Raw genomic sequence first — 18,104 nt, 5'->3', positions numbered from 1 at the left:
CACTTATTTTTTCCTTTAAAGGGCTCGATAAAAACTTTACCATATCCTTTTCAGTGGTCAGTAAACATTTGTCACTTAAACTCACTTTATCGAATTCATTTACCAACTTATCAATATCGGCTTCAGTATAGTTATGATGGTCAGGAAACCGCATTTCCCCTACTAGATTATATGCTTTTCCTATGCGACTACTCACACTTTCGTGCCTGGCAATACCCGTAAAGAGAAATACATTGTTACTTAATGAAGTACTTTCATTGACAGGTAATGGGTCGAGATACTTAACAGTAGTAAAAAACACAGGCGCTTCACTGTACTTACTGATAGCCGTCCTGTATTCATTTTTTTTATCGTCTGTTAAAGACTCATCGCATTTAGTAACCACGATTATATCTGCTCGATTTGCTCCCTTTCGCGCTTCACGCAATCTTCCGCTGGGTAAGACATAATCGTTAAAAAACGGTCTGTTAAAATCAGTGAGTAAAATATTTAATTGCGGCTTGACCGATCGGTGCTGGTAAGCATCATCTAGTAAAATGAGATTAGTCTCAGGGTTTTCTGCTAAAATAAACGGAATCGCCACCGCTCTTTCCTCTCCGACCGCTACGCTAATCTCACCAAACTTTTCATAAAACTGCTTTGGTTCGTCTCCTATAGTAAGGTGAGAATCACTCACTTTGGCCATTTTAAACCCCTTTGTCTTTCGACCATAACCACGGCTTAGTGTAGTAATTGTGTATTTATCTTTAAGCAGCCTGATAATGTATTCGATCATGGGTGTTTTACCCGTACCACCTACTGACAAATTACCCACTGCAATTACGCAAGTATCGAATTCAAATTGCTTTTTGTAATCGATATCGTAAAGATAATTTCTAAACCTGGTGACCAGGTCGTAGATCAATGTAAACGGATATAAAACAATGCCTAAAAATTTCATGCTGGCTTTTGAGATGTTATAATTTGTATAACTTTGATGGTCTGCAAAATTGCCTATTTATGACTAAAATAAAAGATTTAGTAAGCTATTTAGCAAGCATTGCTCCACCTTCTTACCAGGAGAGTTATGATAACTCCGGGCTCATAACCGGAGATGCCAATGCAGAAGTTAAAGGGGTACTCGTATCTCTCGACTGCATAGAAAGTATTGTTGATGAGGCAATAGAAAAAGACTGCAATGTAATCGTAGCGCATCACCCCATTGTATTCAAAGGTCTTAAGTCCTTCACAGGAAAAGATTACGTAGAGCGGACGGTGATCAAGGCTATAAAAAATGATATTGCCATTTATGCCATTCACACCAATCTAGACAATGTGCTGCATGGGGTAAATGCTAAAATTGGTGAAAAAATTGGTATCTCAAATCCGAAAATTCTTGCTCCTAAAAAGCAACTCCTGAGTAAGCTTGTGGCTTTCATACCTCAAGAAAATAAGGAAGCTGTGCTCGATGCAATTTATAAAGCAGGGGCTGGCGAAATAGGCAACTACAGCAACTGCAGTTTTACAACTACCGGTAAGGGCACTTTTAAACCAAACGAATCTGCTGATCCTCATATTGGCAAGCAAGGCGAAGCTGAAGAGGTGACTGAAGATAGAATTGAAGTCATGATGCCTTCTCACCTGGAAAATCGCGTGATTGGTACTTTGAAAAAAGCACACCCCTATGAAGAGGTGGCCTACTATATCACTCAACTTCAAAATGAGAATCAGGAGGTAGGCTCTGGTATGTATGGAGATCTTGATCAGCCCATGGAACCTTTTGAGTTTTTAAACTATTTAAAAGATAGGATGGCGCTAAACTGCATAAGGCATACGGCTCCATCAAATAAAAAAATTAAACGTGTTGCATGGTGTGGAGGCGCTGGAAGCTTTCTTCTGAAAAAAGCCATATCTCAACAAGCAGATGTATTTATCACAGGTGATTTCAAATATCATGAGTTCTTCGATGCCGAAGACAAAATCATGATTGCAGACATCGGACACTATGAAAGTGAGGTATTTACAAAAGAATTGTTATATGAGATATTAACTAAAAAATTTACTACCTTTGCAACCAATTTATCAGAAATTGTGACAAACCCAATTAGTTACTTATAATATACATGGAAAATAACACCGTAGCACAAAAACTCGAAGCACTCGTAAAACTACAGTCCATTGATTCTAAACTAGACGAATTAAAAAAATTAAGAGGGGATTTACCTGACGAAGTTCAAGACCTTGAAGATGAAATTGAAGGTTATAAAACCAGACTCAACAGGTTTAACAACGATCTTGAGCAGCTAGAAGATAGCATTAAAAGCAACAAAGCCGGCATCAAAGAAGCTGAGGCTTTGATCAAAAAATATAATGAGCAGCAAAACAACGTTAGAAATAACAGAGAATTTGATGCTATAACTAAAGAAGTTGAGCTTCAGGAATTAGAAATTCAGATTCTTGAAAAGAAAACTAAAGAAGCTCACGAGGCAATCGATAGAAAGAAAGAAGAGATTGCTGCTACAGAAACTTTGATCAACGAAAGAAACGAAGATCTTAACAGCAAGAAAGAGGAGTTAGATGAAATCCTTAAAGACAGCGAAGAGGAAGAAAAGAAGTTAATGGCTGATAGAGCTAAAGCTTCTAAGAAGATTGAAGACAAGCTGTTGAAGTATTACCAAAAGCTTAGAGATAACTTGTCAAACGGACTTGCAGTTGTGACTGTTAAGCGTGGCGCAGCAGAAGGATGTAACATTGTAATTCCTCCACAAAAAATTGCTGAGATCAGAGAAAAGAAGAAAATCGTTATAGACGAGCATTCTGGCAGAATCTTAGCTGACGTTGATATGGAGTCTCTTCAGGATGACAAGCCAAAAAGAGCTACAAGAAGAAAGAAAACTACAGCAAAGAAAAAGGCCTAAAAACATAAGTTTGGCTTTTATTAAATATAGTGTATTAAAAAAGGTAAGTGTTTTCACTTACCTTTTTTGCTTTATAGGTCTTTACTGTGAAGCTCAGGCTATCTTCAACTCCACCGAAGAAGAAATCTATAGAGACATATCTTCTCTTCGCCTGCAAAATGCTAAAAAACAATTAAAGACAGTCAACACATCTTCCGAGGCATACTTAAGCCATTTACTATTTTCAGTAGAATTCTTACTTACAGAGTCAAGTCAATCTTACGACACACTGATAAATAACCAGGATAAATATTTCGAGATTATCGAAAAGGCTCCAGACTCCCCATGGAAGTTATATTTTATAGCCGAAATGAAGTTAAGAGGCGCATTCATAGATGCTAAACTTGGCAACGAACTATCAGCAGCATGGCAGCTTAGGCAGGCTTATAAAACAATAACAGACAACCTGGTAATGTATCCTGATTTTGAGCCAAACAATAAAACCATAGGCTTGCTACACGTATTACTTGGCGCTGTGCCTGATCAATATCAATGGGTAATTAATCTTTTGGGCATGGAAGGTGACATTACGAAAGGAATTAACGAACTCCAGGCTTTTTCAGAAATTCAGTCGATCTTTTCAGAAGAAGCTGAGCTTATGGTGATTGCAGTTCAGGCTTATTTACTCAATGAATCTAATAAAGCGGCTGAAAAGGCGTACAATAAATACTTACAGCAACCAGAAAATGAGTTGATTGACTATCTAACCGTAGCAGTGTTGCTTAAAAATGCCGAAGCCAACAAGGCACTATCAGTTTTAAACGAGATCACTGTTGCAGAAAATCCAATGCTTTATTATCAAATGGGTGAAGTGCTTCTACAACTTGGTGATTATGACAAATCAATAACTGCTTTTAATAGATTTTTAAGCGTTTTTAAAGGTGAGAATTTCATAAAAGATGCTAACTATAAGTTATTCCTGGCTCACTGGCTAAATGATGATATTACAAAAGCCATGGAGTACAGAGCAAAAGCGCTGGCTTATGGTCAAAAGCTCATTGAAGTTGACAAGCATGCTGATAAGATGCTTCAGCAGGATGAAATGCCAAATAAGGCCATCATGCAATTAAGGCTGTATACTGACGGTGGCCTTTACAGCAAAGCGAAATCTTTGATTAACGAATATGATCATACTGACTTTGAATCAACGGATCATCGCTTGGAATATACTTACCGAAAAGCCCGCTATTATCACAAAACAAACCAAATTGATAAAGCCACTAACCACTACATGCAAGTAATTAGTATGCAGAAAGGCAATTTCTATTTTGCACCTAACAGTTGCTTACAGCTCGGTTATATATTTGAAGAGTTGAATCAAAACGATAAAGCCCACTATTACTTTAAAAGAGTTTTGACTTATAGCAATTACGAATACAAAAATAGCATAAGCAATAAAGCCAAAACCGCGCTTAAATCACTCAAAAGTAACTCTTAAACCTCTATCACACCGGTCCGCAAGAGATCTCTATACCTTTCGTCTATTTGTGTCATCGGCAACGAGTACATCTTCGGATTATCGGATTTGGTGATCTCTTTGATTTTGTTTTCTACCTGACTATAAAGTAAGGCTTTGGTTTTAATGATGAGAAGCACTTCTTCATGCTCTTCTATTTGTCCGTTGTTGAAACTAAAAGATTTTACAGTTGGTAATTGATCGATACTATTGCTAAGGCGTGCTTTTAATAGGCTATTGGCCAATTCAGACGCATTCTTTCTGTTTTCTGTCTTATACAAAATCGCGATCATAATAGTAAAATTTAGTTTAGACTTAAGTTTTCTATACCAGCCCACCAATAGAGCTCTGCCAGCATTTTTTTGTAATTGGCATTTTCTTTTATGAGTTTAGACCTGCTTTCTAATAGCTTATCTAGCTGACTATTTAACTTAAATAAATCACTTTCTCCATTCGTTAGGTTTAGGCGTTCAGCTGCCACAAGTCGTTCATAGTTATCAACCATTTGCGCCCTTTGCGATATAATCTGAGCCGTATTGAGCAATTGAAAGTACCTCGCGTTTACTTCGTTGACGATAGAGCGCTCTGTGTAATCTTCCTGCAAGCTATTTTCCTGGACTTTTAAATCAGTTTGCCTGATTTTTGCCCTTTCTTTTCTTAAGAAAAGCGGAAAAGAAAAATCTAATCCAAATCGGTAGTTTTCGTCCAAATTAAATCTGGTTTCCTCCCCACCAAAAGACCACGGCTGATCTAATAAATGGTATTTCAAATCAATTTGTGGCTTCAGATTTTCCACCGCCAGGCGTCTGTCTACAGCCAATGATTCCCGTTTCAATCTAATCTTTTGCAATTCGGGGTGATTTTCTCGGGCACTATTAACCAAAAAGATAAAACCATCACTATCAAGCGCATCTACACTTGGTTGCTGTGGAATGTAAACTTCCGGAATCTCCCTTGGCTGCCCCTCTTCACTCCATATGTAGTTAGAAAGGATCAGGCGAGCCCTGTTTAAGGCTATTTCTGACTCCAAAAGCTCTGTTTTTCTGCTCAAAAGATTGGTTTTGGCCTGTACGGTATCTATTACAGCCACTTCTCCATATTTAAACCCAAGTTTTGTACGATTAAATATGTCCTGAGCCAGCGCGATACCAGACAATACCATTTCGTTATTATAATAAGCGTAATACCACTCCCAATAGTCTTTGGCAGCACTGAGCAGTAATTTATTTAAGGCTTTAACTTTTTCTGCCTCTGCCATTTCTTCAAACAACTTTGCTTGTTGTAAGGCTGCTCTGCGTTCATCGATAAACAATCCTCTACCTAAAGTCACTGATACTCCACCAAAAACCTGTCTGTTTTCTGTCGACTCCGAAATAAAGTTTTCCGGATTTAAAAACTGTCCCTCATTTTGATTTACACCCACCTCTGGCGTAAGCCCCAGCCATGTGGGCACTTTGAGTGTAGCCTCTAGCTTGTTATAATACTCCTTGTCATCAAAATCTTTGCGTTGCCAGCTAAAACCCAGCTTAGGATCGAAATTACCCCTGGCAAGTCTTACCTGAGCAGCACCCTGTTCTGTGAGTAAATTAGCCTGTCGTGCCAGCGGATGATTTTTCAGCACAAGAGCATAGAACTCATCAAAAGTGAGCACAGTACTATCTCTTTCTTGAGCAACAAGCACTGTTGACATAAAGCTGATACTAATGATCAAGATTAGCTTTTTCATTTTTCCTTAGCTTTTTCTTCCTCTTCCTCAGCTTCAGGCTCCTCATAAAGACTTGGCGGGAAGCCATTGAGCTGTCGCCATATCTCATACCACAGCGGCACACTATCGAGCATTACCCATCCTTTGGCGCCAGAACCTAATCGGAGCTGATCCGGCCATGGTTCCTCGCTTTCATCGGGCACCACCAACATCCTAAACTTACCGTTCTTGCTATCTACTCTATCTATCACTTTTACACGACCTGCAAAAGTACCTACAGACACACTTGGCCACCCTGAAAATTGCAAGGCAGGCCATCCATCAAACTCCAGCCTAACTTCTCGCCCGGGTGTAATCAGGGGTACATCCATGGCATTTACATACAATTCCACAGCTTTATCCGGATTTTCAGGCATGATTGAAGCCACAGCCTCCCCTTCTTTTATCGTCTCTCCAATACCAGCCTTAATGGCTTTGACCAGATAACCAGTTTGTGGTGCGATAATCTGGTATTGATTATTTCTAATCTCCATATTGGCAAACTCATTGCGCAGTTTACTCAAAGAAGCTTCTGCGTCATACAGTTCAGAAAGCGTTGCGTTGAGGTTAGACTCTGCTTTGTTGATTTTGTCTTGATACTCAGCTTCAGTGCCTGAGATATCTACCCTGGCATTTACCAGTGCTGCCCTACTTTGCAAGAGTTTGTTTTCAGCAGAAACAACCTTCATTCTGGCTTCCTGATATTTAGATTCTATGTCCTGAAACTTGGTTAATGCAATGTTACCTGCCTCAAACAGCTTCTTATTACGATCGTATTGATTTTCGAAGTTATTAAACCGCACCTTTTCAGACTCATAGTCTACACTGTCGCTCACCAACTTATATTCTGCCTGCGAAAGCTTGTTTCTTGCTTGAGCAAGCTTTACCGACATCGCAGAATTTAAAGCCTTGATTTGCTCTCTAAGTGCCTGTGCTTTTGCCTGTTTCGATTGAATGCTATTTTCTTTAGCATTAATTTGTTCCTGTAATCTCAACAGTAAATTAGGGTCAAAATATTTGTCTTTGATTTCAGTCAATGCCAAAATGGTGTCTCCCTCATTTATCAATTGCCCCTCTGTAGCATACCATTTACTTATTCTACCTGCAATAGCCGTCTCTACAGATTGTGGTCTGTTTTTAGGTGAGAAAGCCGTAAGCTTACCCGTACCACGTATGTTTTGCTGCCACGGCAAAAAGGAAGCTAATATAAATACAGCACCCATGGTCATCAAAGACCGCGCAAGCACTTTACTTGCCGAAGGTGTTTTAAGGCTCTTCAGTGTGTATAACTGATCTTCTTCTAACTGATCTTTAAAATTTTCCATCTTAAATAGATAAATCTGTAAGCTCCCCCTGACTCAATAGTTCATCATAACTTCCTGTTTTATAAACTGTGCCGTCCTTCATAAGCAGCACCTCATCACAAGCTTTCATCACCGTACTGTCATTAGAAACTATTACTACCGTCCACTGGTGCTCTTTTTGTGTAAGTATTTCAATAAGCTCACACCGTTCTGTTTTGATGAAGTTTTCAAAGAAATCATTGAGAATGAGCATTCGTGGCTTTTTGGCTAAACATCGTGCTAAAATAATTTTATTGATCAGGGAGTTAGATAATCCCTTACCAGAGCTTACAATTGGTGTATTGATGCCCTGAGGCATAGCATTGATTTCGTCATCTATTCTAAGCATATTAATAGCCTCAACCGCATCTTTTGGTTCTGCATAGGGCTTACCCACAAGAATATTTTCCATAATAGTACCTTCGAAGATATCTTGCTGAGATACGTTTTTTCCAATCTTATCCCTAAGTTTATTCAAATCAAGATCCTTCAATGAATAGGCATCGAGTGTTATCACTCCTTCATAATTGACATTCAGGCCGGATAAGGTATTGAGAAGTACGCTCTTTCCACTTCCACCATGACCGCTAATACATACTTTCTGCCCAGATTTAATGTGAACGTTTATGTCTTTGAGTGTATACTTATTTTCGTTTGGAAATTTGTAGTACAGGTTTTTAGTTCTAATGGCAAAACCCTCTTTACCGTCTTTAATTTCGATTCCCCCACTCTTCTCAAGCGGCAAATCAGTTACGTTACTGATTTTATCTACAGCTGTAAGCATGTCATAGACCACATCCATGTAAGTAATTATTTTCTCAACGGAAGTAATGGTGAGAATGATAATCACTTCTGAAGCCACAAACTGACCAAGTGTAATCTCTCTTTGAACTACCAGCACTGTACCCATGATGAGCAAACCACCCGTAACGAAAGCCTTAAAAAGAATGACATAGATATACTGATTGATGAGTACACCAAAATGTACTTTTCTATTTTTCAAGTAGTTATTGACATTAAAGTCAGTCTTTCTCAAAGGCAGGTTGGTATTACCAGACAGCTTAAACGAATTAATTGTGCGGGCAACCTCCTCTAGCCAGTATACCACCCGATATTTAAATTTAGACTCCTTGATCGAAGAACTAAGTCCTTTGGGGCCGGTCTGATAAAATATGACAGCCAAAATACCGACCAGCAACAACCCAAAAAAGACAAAAAACGGGTGGTAAAATGAGAGCAGTATGAGGCCGAATAATATTTGTATAACTGCCGAAGAAAGGTCTATCAACAATTTGGGAAGGCCTTTCTGTAATGTTAATACATCAAAAAACCGGTTCATCAGCTCGGGTGCATGATACTCTTGCAGTGCCTCAACTTTTATACGTGGTACTCTAAAAGCAAATTCAAAAGCCGCTTTGGTAAAAATCCTTCTTTGCAAATACTCCACAAGTGTGACTTGTAGCACCTGTAACCCACCGGCCGCCAGGACACCTAAAATCACGAAGGCAATTAGAATATAAACGGAGCTGAAAAACACGCCCCCGGAGATCAATGATACTGTAGCCTGGATACCTAAAGGCAATGTAAGGCTGATAAAACCGATTATTGTGGCGTAGAGATAAATATAACCTATGTCTCTTTTTTCTTCAGATAATAAGCGAATCAGCCGCTGCACTGGTGATAGATTTCTGTCTTTGTCCTCCGGGTCATTACTTACAAGGCTTTTATAGCCAAACACTCCCATAAAGACAACCTTTCCATCTTTGTTGGTATGAAGACTTGGCAGATTTTCAAGGCTAATTTCTTCGTTAATAATTTCAGGAGAATCGGCATCAAATTTCAGTACCCTTATCTTACTTTTCTTTTTATAGATAATGATTGGAGTAAGTCCACCCTGGGCTTTTTCAAAAGCCACAATAGGTATATAAACATCATCTAAAAAATCTTGAAATCGATCTTTGGCTAGTGTATTGTCTAGGAAGATAAGATTTACCTTATTGCCCGCCTCGGTGAGGTCGGTCATAAAGGCTGGCACCTCATCGTCATTGTAGTAGCGATTTTGCGCATTGAGCACGGTGAGCTCAGACGTAGTGACATCTTGTTTTAATAATGCACCAGACTCTCTTAGTATCGATAAAATTTGGTTACTACGCATGTGCTTTGCTATTATTATTTAAAACACCTATGACCATATGTGTCAAAAACTTTACATTCTGGTCGTAGGTATCTTCTCTTGATTTTTTTAGTTCTGTAAGTGAAGGAAGATGCTGTGCAAAGAAAATTTGCTGATGAGCTGCCTCTAGCATGGTACTCACGAGTGCGTGAGGGTATTCATAGGAGCTGTCTATTTCTTTCACAAATCCTGCAATCTTTTTACATAATGCTTTAAATCCTCTGAAAAGGCCCTCACTATTATCTTCATCGACTTGTTTGGTATGATAAGTCTTGTCAGATTCTGCAATTACGATTCTATTTAGAGCAATCTCGTCAATATCCGGAAAAAGGTTATCACTGGTTTTCTTACCTGCCACAATGCCAATGGCAATTTTTAGTTTTTCTTCGGGATCAGCTAAGTTGTGCGTGCTGAAGTCGATACGATACTCAAGCCAATTCCAATACCAGGAAATAAGGTAGATCAACAACTTGTGCTTATTCTCAAAATATCTATAGATCGATGCCTCCGTAGATTCTATTTCCTTTGCTAATTTCTTAAAGGTAAATTCTTCTATACCCAACCGATCAATCATTTTGATGCTCTCTCGCACTATCTTTCTACCTAGCTCAGTTTCCTGAGGATCACGTAGAAATAATCTAGCATTCATCAATAATTGTAGTCTTGCCATGTAGTTTAATAGTATTACTATCACGTAACAGTACGTTACTATTATTGTTTTGGTTACGGCAAAAAAAGTTAAAAATTTTATTGGTCTACACCTGACCGTTGAGGTGAGCGGTGTGATTAAACAGCTCTACATTAAACATGCTTCCTGTGTAATTGAGCTTGTAAAGGCACAAGTTAGAATGCTCAAACATGTCCATACATTTAAGCGGATAGTTTAATAGCTGGCATAGCAATACTCTCATGGCTCTACCGTGCATACACACCAATACGGTTTCTTCTGTATTGTTAGCCAAAATAATTTCAATGGCTTTGGTTTGTCTTTCAAAAACATCCTGCGGACTCTCACCTCCCTCAATTTTGAGCGTGGTGTTGCCTTCCTGCCATTGTTTTATGACATCATGATAATACGCATCCTCTTCAGGTGTGATTGCCATACCCTCACGGGTACCCCAATTAATTTCATTTAGCTCTGGCACTACCTGGTGTGGCACCCCCTTATCTATAAACTGCTGCATAGATTGGATACTCCTTTTTAATGCACTGGTATATACCTTATCGAAAGGCACGTCTTTGTAGTGAGCATAAAAAGATTGTGCTTGTTTTACCCCAAAATCATTGAGAGAAGCATCTATTCCACTACCTTGAACGATTTTTTTTCGGTTATAGTCGGTTTGTCCGTGGCGAACTAAATATATTTTTTTGGTTTTCAATTTGTCGTATTTTTGGCATGCAAAATTAACTTTTTTTACCAACTAGCATGATCAATCCTAAGATTACTGTCGAAGATCTCAATAAGATGAATAAAGGCACAATGATGGAGCATTTGGACCTTACTTTTACCGATATTGGGAAAAATTTCATCACTGCTAAAATGCCAGTAGATCACAGACACCATCAGCCTTACGGTCTTTTGCACGGAGGTGCCAGCGTGGTAATGGCAGAAACTCTAGGCAGCGTTGCCGCTCATTGTACCGTAATCGACCAGAAAAAATATTGCGTTGGCCTGGAAATTAACGCCAATCACCTCAAATCTGTTAAAAGTGGTTATGTTTTTGGAAAAACCACTCCATTGCATGTAGGCCGTTCTACCCAGGTGTGGGAAATCAAAATTACAAACGAACAAGATCAACTCGTCTGCGTTAGTCGCATAACGATGGCAGTAATTGATAAAGTATGATAGGTACTGCAGCACAGAAAGATATCGTAAGTCATCTTACACAAACTCAGATTTTACAAGGCGCCCTGGATTTTTGTAAGACCTTTAACTTTGGCCTTGCTGCCTGGAGATTACCCGACTCTTCTGATATACACATCTTAATAGATGATTCAGAAAACCAGACATTTGATGAGGTACCTATTGAAGAGCAACCTGAGGGATTTATATTTTCTCCATTTGAAAAGGAAAAGAAAAAAGTCTACTTAAAGGCCTCTCTAAAAATAAACCTTACAGAAGCAAGAGTAACGAATTCAAAAAAAACTGAGCTCTTAGATAAGTTTGAGAAGCATCTTAAACATTGCCACCAGCAATCAAACTCTGAGTCGACCCAAAGCCAGTTTGAAGTAATTGATACAGCAAGCGGACCATATGAGAGTCTTGTTGCCAAGGCAGTTTCTGCTATACAGGATGGCAAATTTCAGAAAGTTGTCCCCAGTAGATTTAAAGAAATTCAGCTAAACCAGGATTTCTGCCCGGCCAGCCATTTTCTCAAACTGGAAAACGAATACAAAAAGTCTTTCATCTCTCTGGTGTATTCATCAAAAACCAATCTGTGGATAGGTGCCACACCAGAAATATTAATACAAACCAGAGGAAACATTTTTACTACTGTAGCTCTGGCAGGCACTCAGGCTTACGACCCCCAAAAACCAATCTCTGATACTTCGTGGACGCAGAAGGAAATTGAAGAGCAAGCTTTTGTAAGTAGATATATCATAAACAGTTTCAAAAAGATCAGGTTGAGAGAATTTGATGAGCATGGCCCAAAAACTGTAGTTGCGGGCAATTTGCTTCATTTAAAAACAGCTTTCACAGTTGACATGCAAGCCACAAATTTCCCTCAACTGGGTTCTGTTATGCTAGACTTGCTTCACCCAACTTCTGCAATATGTGGTATGCCGCTTGATAGCTCCTATCAATTTTTAAAACAGCATGAAAACTATGACAGAAAGTTTTTTGCCGGATACCTAGGCCCTGTTAATGATGATGAGGGCACCTCTATTTTTGTAAACCTTAGGTGTATGGAAATTGACGAAAGCACAGGCAGACTTTATGCTGGTGCAGGAGTTACAGAAGACTCAAACCCGCACAAAGAGTGGCTGGAGACAGAAATGAAGATGAATACACTCCTCAACATTATAAAACTTTGAACATACAACCTATTTATAATCTAGCCGAGATTTGTCATCGACATGGGATTAAAGATGTCATCCTTTCGCCCGGTTCGCGTTGTGCACCACTCACTCTGGCCTTTGCCAGACACCCCGAAATAGAATGTAAAACTATTAGCGATGAGAGATCTGCTGCCTTTATTGGGTTGGGTATGTCTCAACAAACCAAATTACCAACCGCACTCGTGTGTACCAGCGGGTCAGCAGCTTTGAATTATGCACCTGCTATTGCAGAGGCTTACTTTCAGCACATCCCTTTACTCGTGCTTACCGCAGACCGCCCTCCAGAATGGATCGATCAATATGACGGACAAACAATCAGGCAACGTGATATTTACGGCAAGCACGTAAAAGAGAGCTACCAATTGCCTGTAGACCTAGAAAATGAGGAGTCAGAATGGCATTGCTATCGGATGTTATCTGAAGCAATAAATACTTCCCTCGAATATCCAGCCGGGCCTGTACATATCAATTTACCATTTAGGGAGCCCTTTTATCCGCAAAAGGACCAAATCACTTCTTATAACAAGGCAGTAAAAGTAATAACTCAAACTGGTTCACGACCAGTCCTCCCTGAGTCTGAATTGAAAAGCCTTATTGATAGGTGGCAGAATACGCAGAGAAAACTCATAATTGGAGGGCAAGGATCGCTTGATGATAAGCTTGCTAGCATTTTAGAACAGCTTTCAGCAACACAAAAAGTCCCTATTATAGGCGATATTCTTTCCAATCTTCATCAGGTAGATGAGGTGATTGCTCACTCTGATGTATTTCTTGGACAAGGTAAAAAAGGGCTTGCAGAAAGTTTACAGCCAAATTTGATTGTAACATTTGGTAAATCAACCATAAGTAAAAATCTGAAGCTATTTTTAAGAAATCACCCGGCAGTAGAACACTGGCACATTCAGCCAGCGGGCAGTGCTGCAGATACGTTTAAATCATTAACTGAAGTACTACATACGACCCCTGAAATATTCTTTTCTAAGTTGGTTGAAACTCCTCCAAATGAAGATTTCAACACGCAAAAACAGGAAAATTTCTATCATCTGTGGGTGATAGAAGAGCGCAAGGTAAGAAGAGTGAGAGAGTCTTTCTTCCCACAGGAGTCCCTGGGTGAATTTGAAATAGTAAATGAAATACTTGAAAAAACAACAGATGCTCACGTTCATTTAGCCAATAGTATGGCTGTGAGGTATGCAAATTTTATCGGCCTGAATCCAAATCAGTCAGTTGAGGTGTTTTCTAACAGAGGCACCAGTGGTATTGATGGCTGTACGAGTACAGCCGTTGGGTCGTCTATGGCTTCACAAAAAACCACTATCTTGATAACAGGTGACGTGGCTTTTTTCTATGATCGTAATGCATTTTGGCATAATTATGACCTCAAGCACTTAAAAATCGTTTTGCTCAACAATCACGCTGGAGGTATTTTTAGAATGATTCAAGGGCCTGCAGACCAACCCGAGTTGGAAGAGTTTTTTGAAACACGTCAGACCTTGTCGGCCAAACATCTCGCTGAAGAATTTAAGGTACATTATATAAACTGCGACAAGAGAAGTAAACTCAAAAATCAAATCAAAGAGTTTTTCGAATCTTCTGGGCCTGTAATACTTGAAATTGAGTCTGATAGTCAGCAGAATAAAGAAATACTTGCTAGTTTTAAAGAAGCCTACCGATTGCTCGATTAACATGAAACCCTGGCTAAATTTAAATGGCAGAACCTACAATATCGATGATGTTAGTAGTGTAAACCCTAAGAGTGAGTTTGAGTCACAAACTTTAAATTTCATTAAGGCCTGGAGGTCAGGTCAAATGCTATTCAAACAACAAACTTCAGGTAGCACCGGCAAGCCTAAGACCATCGAAATATCCAGAGCTAGAATGATTGCGAGTGCAATGCTCACCATCAAGGCACTCAAATTAGAGGAAGGTCAGAATAGCCTACTTTGCCTTAGCCCGGAGTATATTGGGGGTAAAATGCTTATCGTCAGGTCTCTATTAAACAAAATGAATATTGTAGCGATAGAACCTTCCGCTAATCCACTCAATAAACTCACTCATAAGATAGACTTTGCTTCATTTACGCCTATGCAATTATTCTCTGTTCTTGAGGGTGATGATGCCATAGGCACAGCAAATAAAATTTCTAAAATCATCTTAGGAGGTGGAGCTGTATCTAGTAGATTGCATGAAAAAATACAGCATATTGAGTCTCAGTGTTACAGTACATACGGCATGACTGAGACTGTATCCCACATCGCGTTGAAAAAACTGAATGGCCCCGATCAGTCCAACTATTATAAAACTTTTGATGAGATTGATATTGATGTTGACGATCGGCAATGCTTAACTGTATCTGGATCTGTTACTAACTTTGAAAAAATATATACCAATGACCGGGTAAGACTGATAGATAAAAATCAGTTTGAGTGGCTCGGACGTATAGATAACATCATCAACTCTGGTGGCATCAAGATACAGAGTGAAAAAATTGAAACGACCTTAGAAAAGCTATTTTTAGATACCAGTTTCAACCACCAATTTTTCATTGCCGGACTAAAGGACGACAAGCTCGGAGAGAGAGTAACGCTATTTCTGGAAGGTCAACTCGATGAAAAATTGAAGTCAACACTAAATACACTTCTTCCTAATGTGCTTGACAAGTATGAGATTCCAAAAGATATCTTGTTTGTCGATCACTTTAAGAGAACTCCCAACGGTAAGATCGATCGAAACGCCACCATTGCCCAATTAAGCGATTAACCCTTCTTATCTTCTTTTAGCTTTACTATTTCCTGTTGCAGCTCTAACACTATAGAAGCCAATTGCTCTGTAGATACATCTGATTTATCATCAGCCTCAGGAAACTGGACACTTATATAGGCTTTGCTACTCCATACTTCCAATATCTCTTCAGCATCTAATTGGTAGGGAGTATACTGTCGATTGTCAGATACTAAAAACAGCTTTCCGTTATCATTGATGTAGTTAAAAACTCTCTTGTAAACGATGCCATCACTTTTAGTCACTAAAATGTAAGTCTTACCATTTTTTATATCTCTCACATCTTCTACATACTCACCTATGATAATGGTGCCCGGGAGTATAGGGAGCATCGAGTCTCCTGTAATTTCAAACGCACGATAAGTACCGTGTGTTGGCAGCATGGGCAAGCTAAACTTAGGGAGTTCTTTAATATATTCCGGGTCAGCAAACCCTGTTGTGTAACCGGCAGCAGCCTTTTGCGGTACTAGCTCAATATTCTCTTTGTCGTTGGCGTCTACCGTAATAGCCAGTATCTCTTTGCCTCTTTTATACTTATCTGTATTTAATTCGCTATCAGAAAGCTTACTTACATCTTTGCTTATAATGATATCAACAGAAGTACCACAAAGCTCTGCCATTTTGATGAGGTTATTTATTCGTGGGTCTGCTCTCCCCTCCTCATAAGCTCCTAACAAGGATCGCTTAATTCCGATCTGCTCTGCAAATTGCTCTTGTGTGAAGCCAAGCTTCTTTCTGAGATATTTTATATTGTCACTTATGAGTGGCATAATGAGTATTAATTATTAAAAATGAGAATCTGATCAGCACTTCTATTGCGTGTTGCTAAGTTATATAAATGCGATTGATAATACTGACCCGCTGACTCAAGAGATTTTACCTTATGCTCAATTCTACCCACCACTTCTCGCAAGGTTGTGTTAGACTCGGTCAATAAATAGCCATACATACTTTTTCTAGTATCAGACGAGACGTAAAACTTTATCTGACACTTACCTGACTTCAGTTTTTTACTCAGTAATTTTAGTTTATAATCGCTTCTCATGCTAACTATTTTAGTATTTGATGGCAAATTATTGAATTTATTGAGATGATCAAATTTATTTACTAATTTTTTTAGTATTTAAATTTGTCAGTACTTTTCCTATTTTCGCCCCATGGAAGACAGCTACAAGCATCGAGGTATGAGAAAATCCCTTGTAAAAATAATCAGAAGCAAGGGGATCACAGATGAACGCGTAATAGAAGCTATAGGAAGAGTACCCAGACATTTCTTTTTTGACAATGCGCTAATTGCACACGCCTATCAGGATAAGGCATTCCCTATTGGGGAAGGGCAAACCATATCACAGCCATTTACTGTGGCTTTTCAATCTGAGAAATTAGAAGTAAAACCAAATGACAAGGTGCTTGAAGTTGGCACAGGCTCTGGCTATCAGGCTTGTATTTTATTAGAGCTTGGTGCGAAAGTGTATACTATAGAATACAACGAAAACCTTTATGAGCGCACGCGCAAATTTCTACCCAAAATGGGTTATAAACCATACTTCTTTCAGGGTGATGGATCTAAAGGTTTACCTGCAAAAGCGCCATTCGATAAAATCATAGTAACAGCAGGTGCTCCTTCTGTACCAAAAAGTCTTATTGAACAACTAAAAATAGGCGGTGTTCTTATTATACCTGTGGGCGATAGCGAATCACAAAAAATGCTACGCATCACCAAACAGGGTGAGAAAAAGATTAAAAAAGAATCATTCGATTATTTCAGCTTTGTACCTTTGCTTGGCGAACAAGGCTGGAAGAAATAGATTGTTCATTGATAATTGCACATTGCTAATTGAAATAGCTAATTCCAACATCAAAACTCAAACTTCTAATCTCTGAATAATGGCTAAAAAGAAAAAATTTGCCAGAGAGTCATATGTAACTATGACCGAGCTGGTACTACCTAACGATACCAACACACTTAATAATTTGATGGGTGGCAGACTCATGCATTGGATGGATATTGTATCTGCCATTGCTGCTCAGAAGCACTCCAACAGAATCGTAGTGACAGCCTCAGTAGATAACGTTTCATTTGGCAAACCTATACAATTAGGCAACGTGGTTACACTTAAGGCAAAAGTGACACGAGCCTTTAGTTCCTCTATGGAAGTACACATTGAAGTTGATGCCGAAGACATACCAAGCGGTAAAAAATTTGCGAGCAATAGTGCTTTCTTTACGTTTGTGGCTGTGGATCAGTCTGGTAGACCCATTGACGTACCTGCAGCCGTACCTGAAACCGAAGATGAAAAGGCACTCTACGATGGAGCTTTAAGAAGACGTCAATTACGTTTAGTATTAGCTGGTAGAATGAAACCAGACGATGCGACAGAACTTAAATCCATTTTTAACCTGGAGCAACAAAATGGAAAATAATAGCCATCTTAAATACCTCATCAATGAGGAGATATTTGTTTTAAATGAGCCAGACCTATCTGTGCCTCAACAGGAAAAATCGACCCCAAAGAAGGAAGAACAAGAAATTGCTCCGGCAGAAGTAAAACCGCAGCCGCAACCTCTCTCATTTATTGGTAATGCCAGCAGTCCGGTATTAATATTATTT

At 39.1% G+C, this 18,104-nt stretch carries 19 protein-coding genes; 10 read left to right on the top strand and 9 right to left on the bottom strand.

Annotated features, from left to right (window positions below):
* Window positions 1-940 (bottom strand): tetraacyldisaccharide 4'-kinase (lpxK, locus tag E1176_RS17225; protein ID WP_155212287.1); only part of this gene is annotated, 940 nt, incomplete at its 3' end.
* Window positions 941-999: 59 nt separating this feature from the next.
* Between lpxK and E1176_RS17220 the strand changes: the two genes are divergently transcribed.
* Genes E1176_RS17220 through E1176_RS17210 form a run of 3 tightly spaced genes read left to right on the top strand, consistent with a single transcriptional unit; the run spans window position 1,000 to window position 4,374 of the window.
* Window positions 1,000-2,097: a Nif3-like dinuclear metal center hexameric protein gene (locus E1176_RS17220; protein ID WP_155212286.1), complete on the top strand. Its 1,098-nt coding sequence runs from the start codon at window positions 1,000-1,002 to the stop codon at window positions 2,095-2,097.
* 5 nt (window positions 2,098-2,102) lie between these two features.
* Window positions 2,103-2,897: a zinc ribbon domain-containing protein gene (locus E1176_RS17215; protein ID WP_155212285.1), complete on the top strand. Its 795-nt coding sequence runs from the start codon at window positions 2,103-2,105 to the stop codon at window positions 2,895-2,897.
* Window positions 2,898-2,907: 10 nt separating this feature from the next.
* Window positions 2,908-4,374 carry a tetratricopeptide repeat protein gene (locus E1176_RS17210; RefSeq protein WP_185152866.1) on the top strand — a complete coding sequence of 489 codons (1,467 nt, stop codon included), beginning with the start codon at window positions 2,908-2,910 and terminating at the stop codon, window positions 4,372-4,374.
* Here the strand turns inward: E1176_RS17210 and cutA are convergent.
* From cutA to E1176_RS17180, 6 genes are all read right to left on the bottom strand, one after another.
* Window positions 4,371-4,685, bottom strand: a complete 315-nt coding sequence (cutA, locus tag E1176_RS17205) for a divalent cation tolerance protein CutA (protein ID WP_155212283.1) — start codon at window positions 4,683-4,685, stop codon at window positions 4,371-4,373. The genes E1176_RS17210 and cutA overlap by 4 nt on opposite strands.
* 11 nt (window positions 4,686-4,696) lie before the next feature.
* Window positions 4,697-6,118: a TolC family protein gene (locus tag E1176_RS17200; RefSeq protein ID WP_155212282.1), complete on the bottom strand. Its 1,422-nt coding sequence runs from the start codon at window positions 6,116-6,118 to the stop codon at window positions 4,697-4,699.
* Window positions 6,115-7,461 carry an HlyD family secretion protein gene (locus E1176_RS17195; RefSeq protein WP_155212281.1) on the bottom strand — a complete coding sequence of 449 codons (1,347 nt, stop codon included), beginning with the start codon at window positions 7,459-7,461 and terminating at the stop codon, window positions 6,115-6,117. The genes E1176_RS17200 and E1176_RS17195 overlap by 4 nt, the downstream gene beginning before the upstream one ends.
* 1 nt (window position 7,462) lies before the next feature.
* Window positions 7,463-9,634, bottom strand: coding sequence for a peptidase domain-containing ABC transporter (locus E1176_RS17190; protein ID WP_155212280.1), 2,172 nt, complete (start codon window positions 9,632-9,634; stop codon window positions 7,463-7,465).
* Window positions 9,627-10,322: a TetR/AcrR family transcriptional regulator gene (locus tag E1176_RS17185; RefSeq protein ID WP_246206118.1), complete on the bottom strand. Its 696-nt coding sequence runs from the start codon at window positions 10,320-10,322 to the stop codon at window positions 9,627-9,629. Before E1176_RS17185 ends, E1176_RS17190 begins: the two co-directional genes overlap by 8 nt.
* 85 nt (window positions 10,323-10,407) lie before the next feature.
* Entirely contained in the window at window positions 10,408-11,031 is a 624-nt protein-coding gene (locus E1176_RS17180) for a histidine phosphatase family protein (protein WP_155212279.1), read from the bottom strand.
* Window positions 11,032-11,078: 47 nt separating this feature from the next.
* Here E1176_RS17180 and E1176_RS17175 point away from each other — a divergent pair, with 47 nt between their 5' ends.
* From E1176_RS17175 to E1176_RS17160, 4 genes are read left to right on the top strand one after another with little or no spacing between them, the layout of a single operon-like run.
* Entirely contained in the window at window positions 11,079-11,498 is a 420-nt protein-coding gene (locus tag E1176_RS17175; RefSeq protein WP_155212278.1) for a hotdog fold thioesterase, read from the top strand.
* Complete coding sequence (locus E1176_RS17170) at window positions 11,495-12,688, top strand: chorismate-binding protein (protein WP_155212277.1); 1,194 nt, start codon at window positions 11,495-11,497, stop codon at window positions 12,686-12,688. The genes E1176_RS17175 and E1176_RS17170 overlap by 4 nt, the downstream gene beginning before the upstream one ends.
* Window positions 12,634-14,397: a 2-succinyl-5-enolpyruvyl-6-hydroxy-3-cyclohexene-1-carboxylic-acid synthase gene (gene menD / locus E1176_RS17165; RefSeq protein WP_343030557.1), complete on the top strand. Its 1,764-nt coding sequence runs from the start codon at window positions 12,634-12,636 to the stop codon at window positions 14,395-14,397. The genes E1176_RS17170 and menD overlap by 55 nt, the downstream gene beginning before the upstream one ends.
* Window position 14,398: 1 nt before the next feature.
* Entirely contained in the window at window positions 14,399-15,472 is a 1,074-nt protein-coding gene (locus E1176_RS17160; protein ID WP_155212276.1) for an AMP-binding protein, read from the top strand.
* Here the strand turns inward: E1176_RS17160 and E1176_RS17155 are convergent.
* Window positions 15,469-16,263 carry an XRE family transcriptional regulator gene (locus tag E1176_RS17155; protein ID WP_155212275.1) on the bottom strand — a complete coding sequence of 265 codons (795 nt, stop codon included), beginning with the start codon at window positions 16,261-16,263 and terminating at the stop codon, window positions 15,469-15,471. The genes E1176_RS17160 and E1176_RS17155 overlap by 4 nt on opposite strands.
* An 8-nt stretch (window positions 16,264-16,271) precedes the next feature.
* The gene (locus tag E1176_RS17150) at window positions 16,272-16,538 is read right to left on the bottom strand and encodes a hypothetical protein (RefSeq protein ID WP_155212274.1); all 267 of its coding nucleotides are present in this window, start codon (window positions 16,536-16,538) and stop codon (window positions 16,272-16,274) included.
* Window positions 16,539-16,650: 112 nt separating this feature from the next.
* Here E1176_RS17150 and E1176_RS17145 point away from each other — a divergent pair, with 112 nt between their 5' ends.
* The 3 genes from E1176_RS17145 to E1176_RS17135 all read left to right on the top strand — a co-directional run.
* A complete protein-coding gene (locus E1176_RS17145; protein ID WP_155212273.1) occupies window positions 16,651-17,301 on the top strand; it encodes a protein-L-isoaspartate(D-aspartate) O-methyltransferase in 651 nt (216 codons plus the stop codon).
* A 79-nt stretch (window positions 17,302-17,380) separates the two neighbouring features.
* Window positions 17,381-17,917: an acyl-CoA thioesterase gene (locus E1176_RS17140; protein ID WP_155212272.1), complete on the top strand. Its 537-nt coding sequence runs from the start codon at window positions 17,381-17,383 to the stop codon at window positions 17,915-17,917.
* Window positions 17,907-18,104 (top strand): hypothetical protein (locus tag E1176_RS17135; protein WP_155212271.1); only part of this gene is annotated, 198 nt, incomplete at its 3' end. The genes E1176_RS17140 and E1176_RS17135, both read left to right, overlap by 11 nt.

It is taken from the genome of Fulvivirga aurantia, assembly GCF_009711475.1.
In the GTDB taxonomy this organism is placed as follows: Bacteria; Bacteroidota; Bacteroidia; order Cytophagales; family Cyclobacteriaceae; genus Fulvivirga; species Fulvivirga aurantia.
This window is presented reverse-complemented; position numbering and strand designations above follow the sequence as displayed.

Coding starts and splice junctions, on each gene's coding strand:
- E1176_RS17140 (WP_155212272.1), top strand. CDS start 17,381: ATGGCTAAAAAGAAAAAATTTGCCAGAGAGTCATATGTAACTATGACC.
- E1176_RS17185 (WP_246206118.1), bottom strand. CDS start 10,322: ATGGCAAGACTACAATTATTGATGAATGCTAGATTATTTCTACGTGAT.
- cutA (WP_155212283.1), bottom strand. CDS start 4,685: ATGATCGCGATTTTGTATAAGACAGAAAACAGAAAGAATGCGTCTGAA.
- E1176_RS17195 (WP_155212281.1), bottom strand. CDS start 7,461: ATGGAAAATTTTAAAGATCAGTTAGAAGAAGATCAGTTATACACACTG.
- E1176_RS17190 (WP_155212280.1), bottom strand. CDS start 9,634: ATGCGTAGTAACCAAATTTTATCGATACTAAGAGAGTCTGGTGCATTA.
- E1176_RS17160 (WP_155212276.1), top strand. CDS start 14,399: ATGAAACCCTGGCTAAATTTAAATGGCAGAACCTACAATATCGATGAT.
- E1176_RS17220 (WP_155212286.1), top strand. CDS start 1,000: ATGACTAAAATAAAAGATTTAGTAAGCTATTTAGCAAGCATTGCTCCA.
- E1176_RS17200 (WP_155212282.1), bottom strand. CDS start 6,118: ATGAAAAAGCTAATCTTGATCATTAGTATCAGCTTTATGTCAACAGTG.
- E1176_RS17175 (WP_155212278.1), top strand. CDS start 11,079: ATGATCAATCCTAAGATTACTGTCGAAGATCTCAATAAGATGAATAAA.
- E1176_RS17215 (WP_155212285.1), top strand. CDS start 2,103: ATGGAAAATAACACCGTAGCACAAAAACTCGAAGCACTCGTAAAACTA.
- E1176_RS17155 (WP_155212275.1), bottom strand. CDS start 16,263: ATGCCACTCATAAGTGACAATATAAAATATCTCAGAAAGAAGCTTGGC.
- E1176_RS17150 (WP_155212274.1), bottom strand. CDS start 16,538: ATGAGAAGCGATTATAAACTAAAATTACTGAGTAAAAAACTGAAGTCA.
- E1176_RS17170 (WP_155212277.1), top strand. CDS start 11,495: ATGATAGGTACTGCAGCACAGAAAGATATCGTAAGTCATCTTACACAA.
- E1176_RS17145 (WP_155212273.1), top strand. CDS start 16,651: ATGGAAGACAGCTACAAGCATCGAGGTATGAGAAAATCCCTTGTAAAA.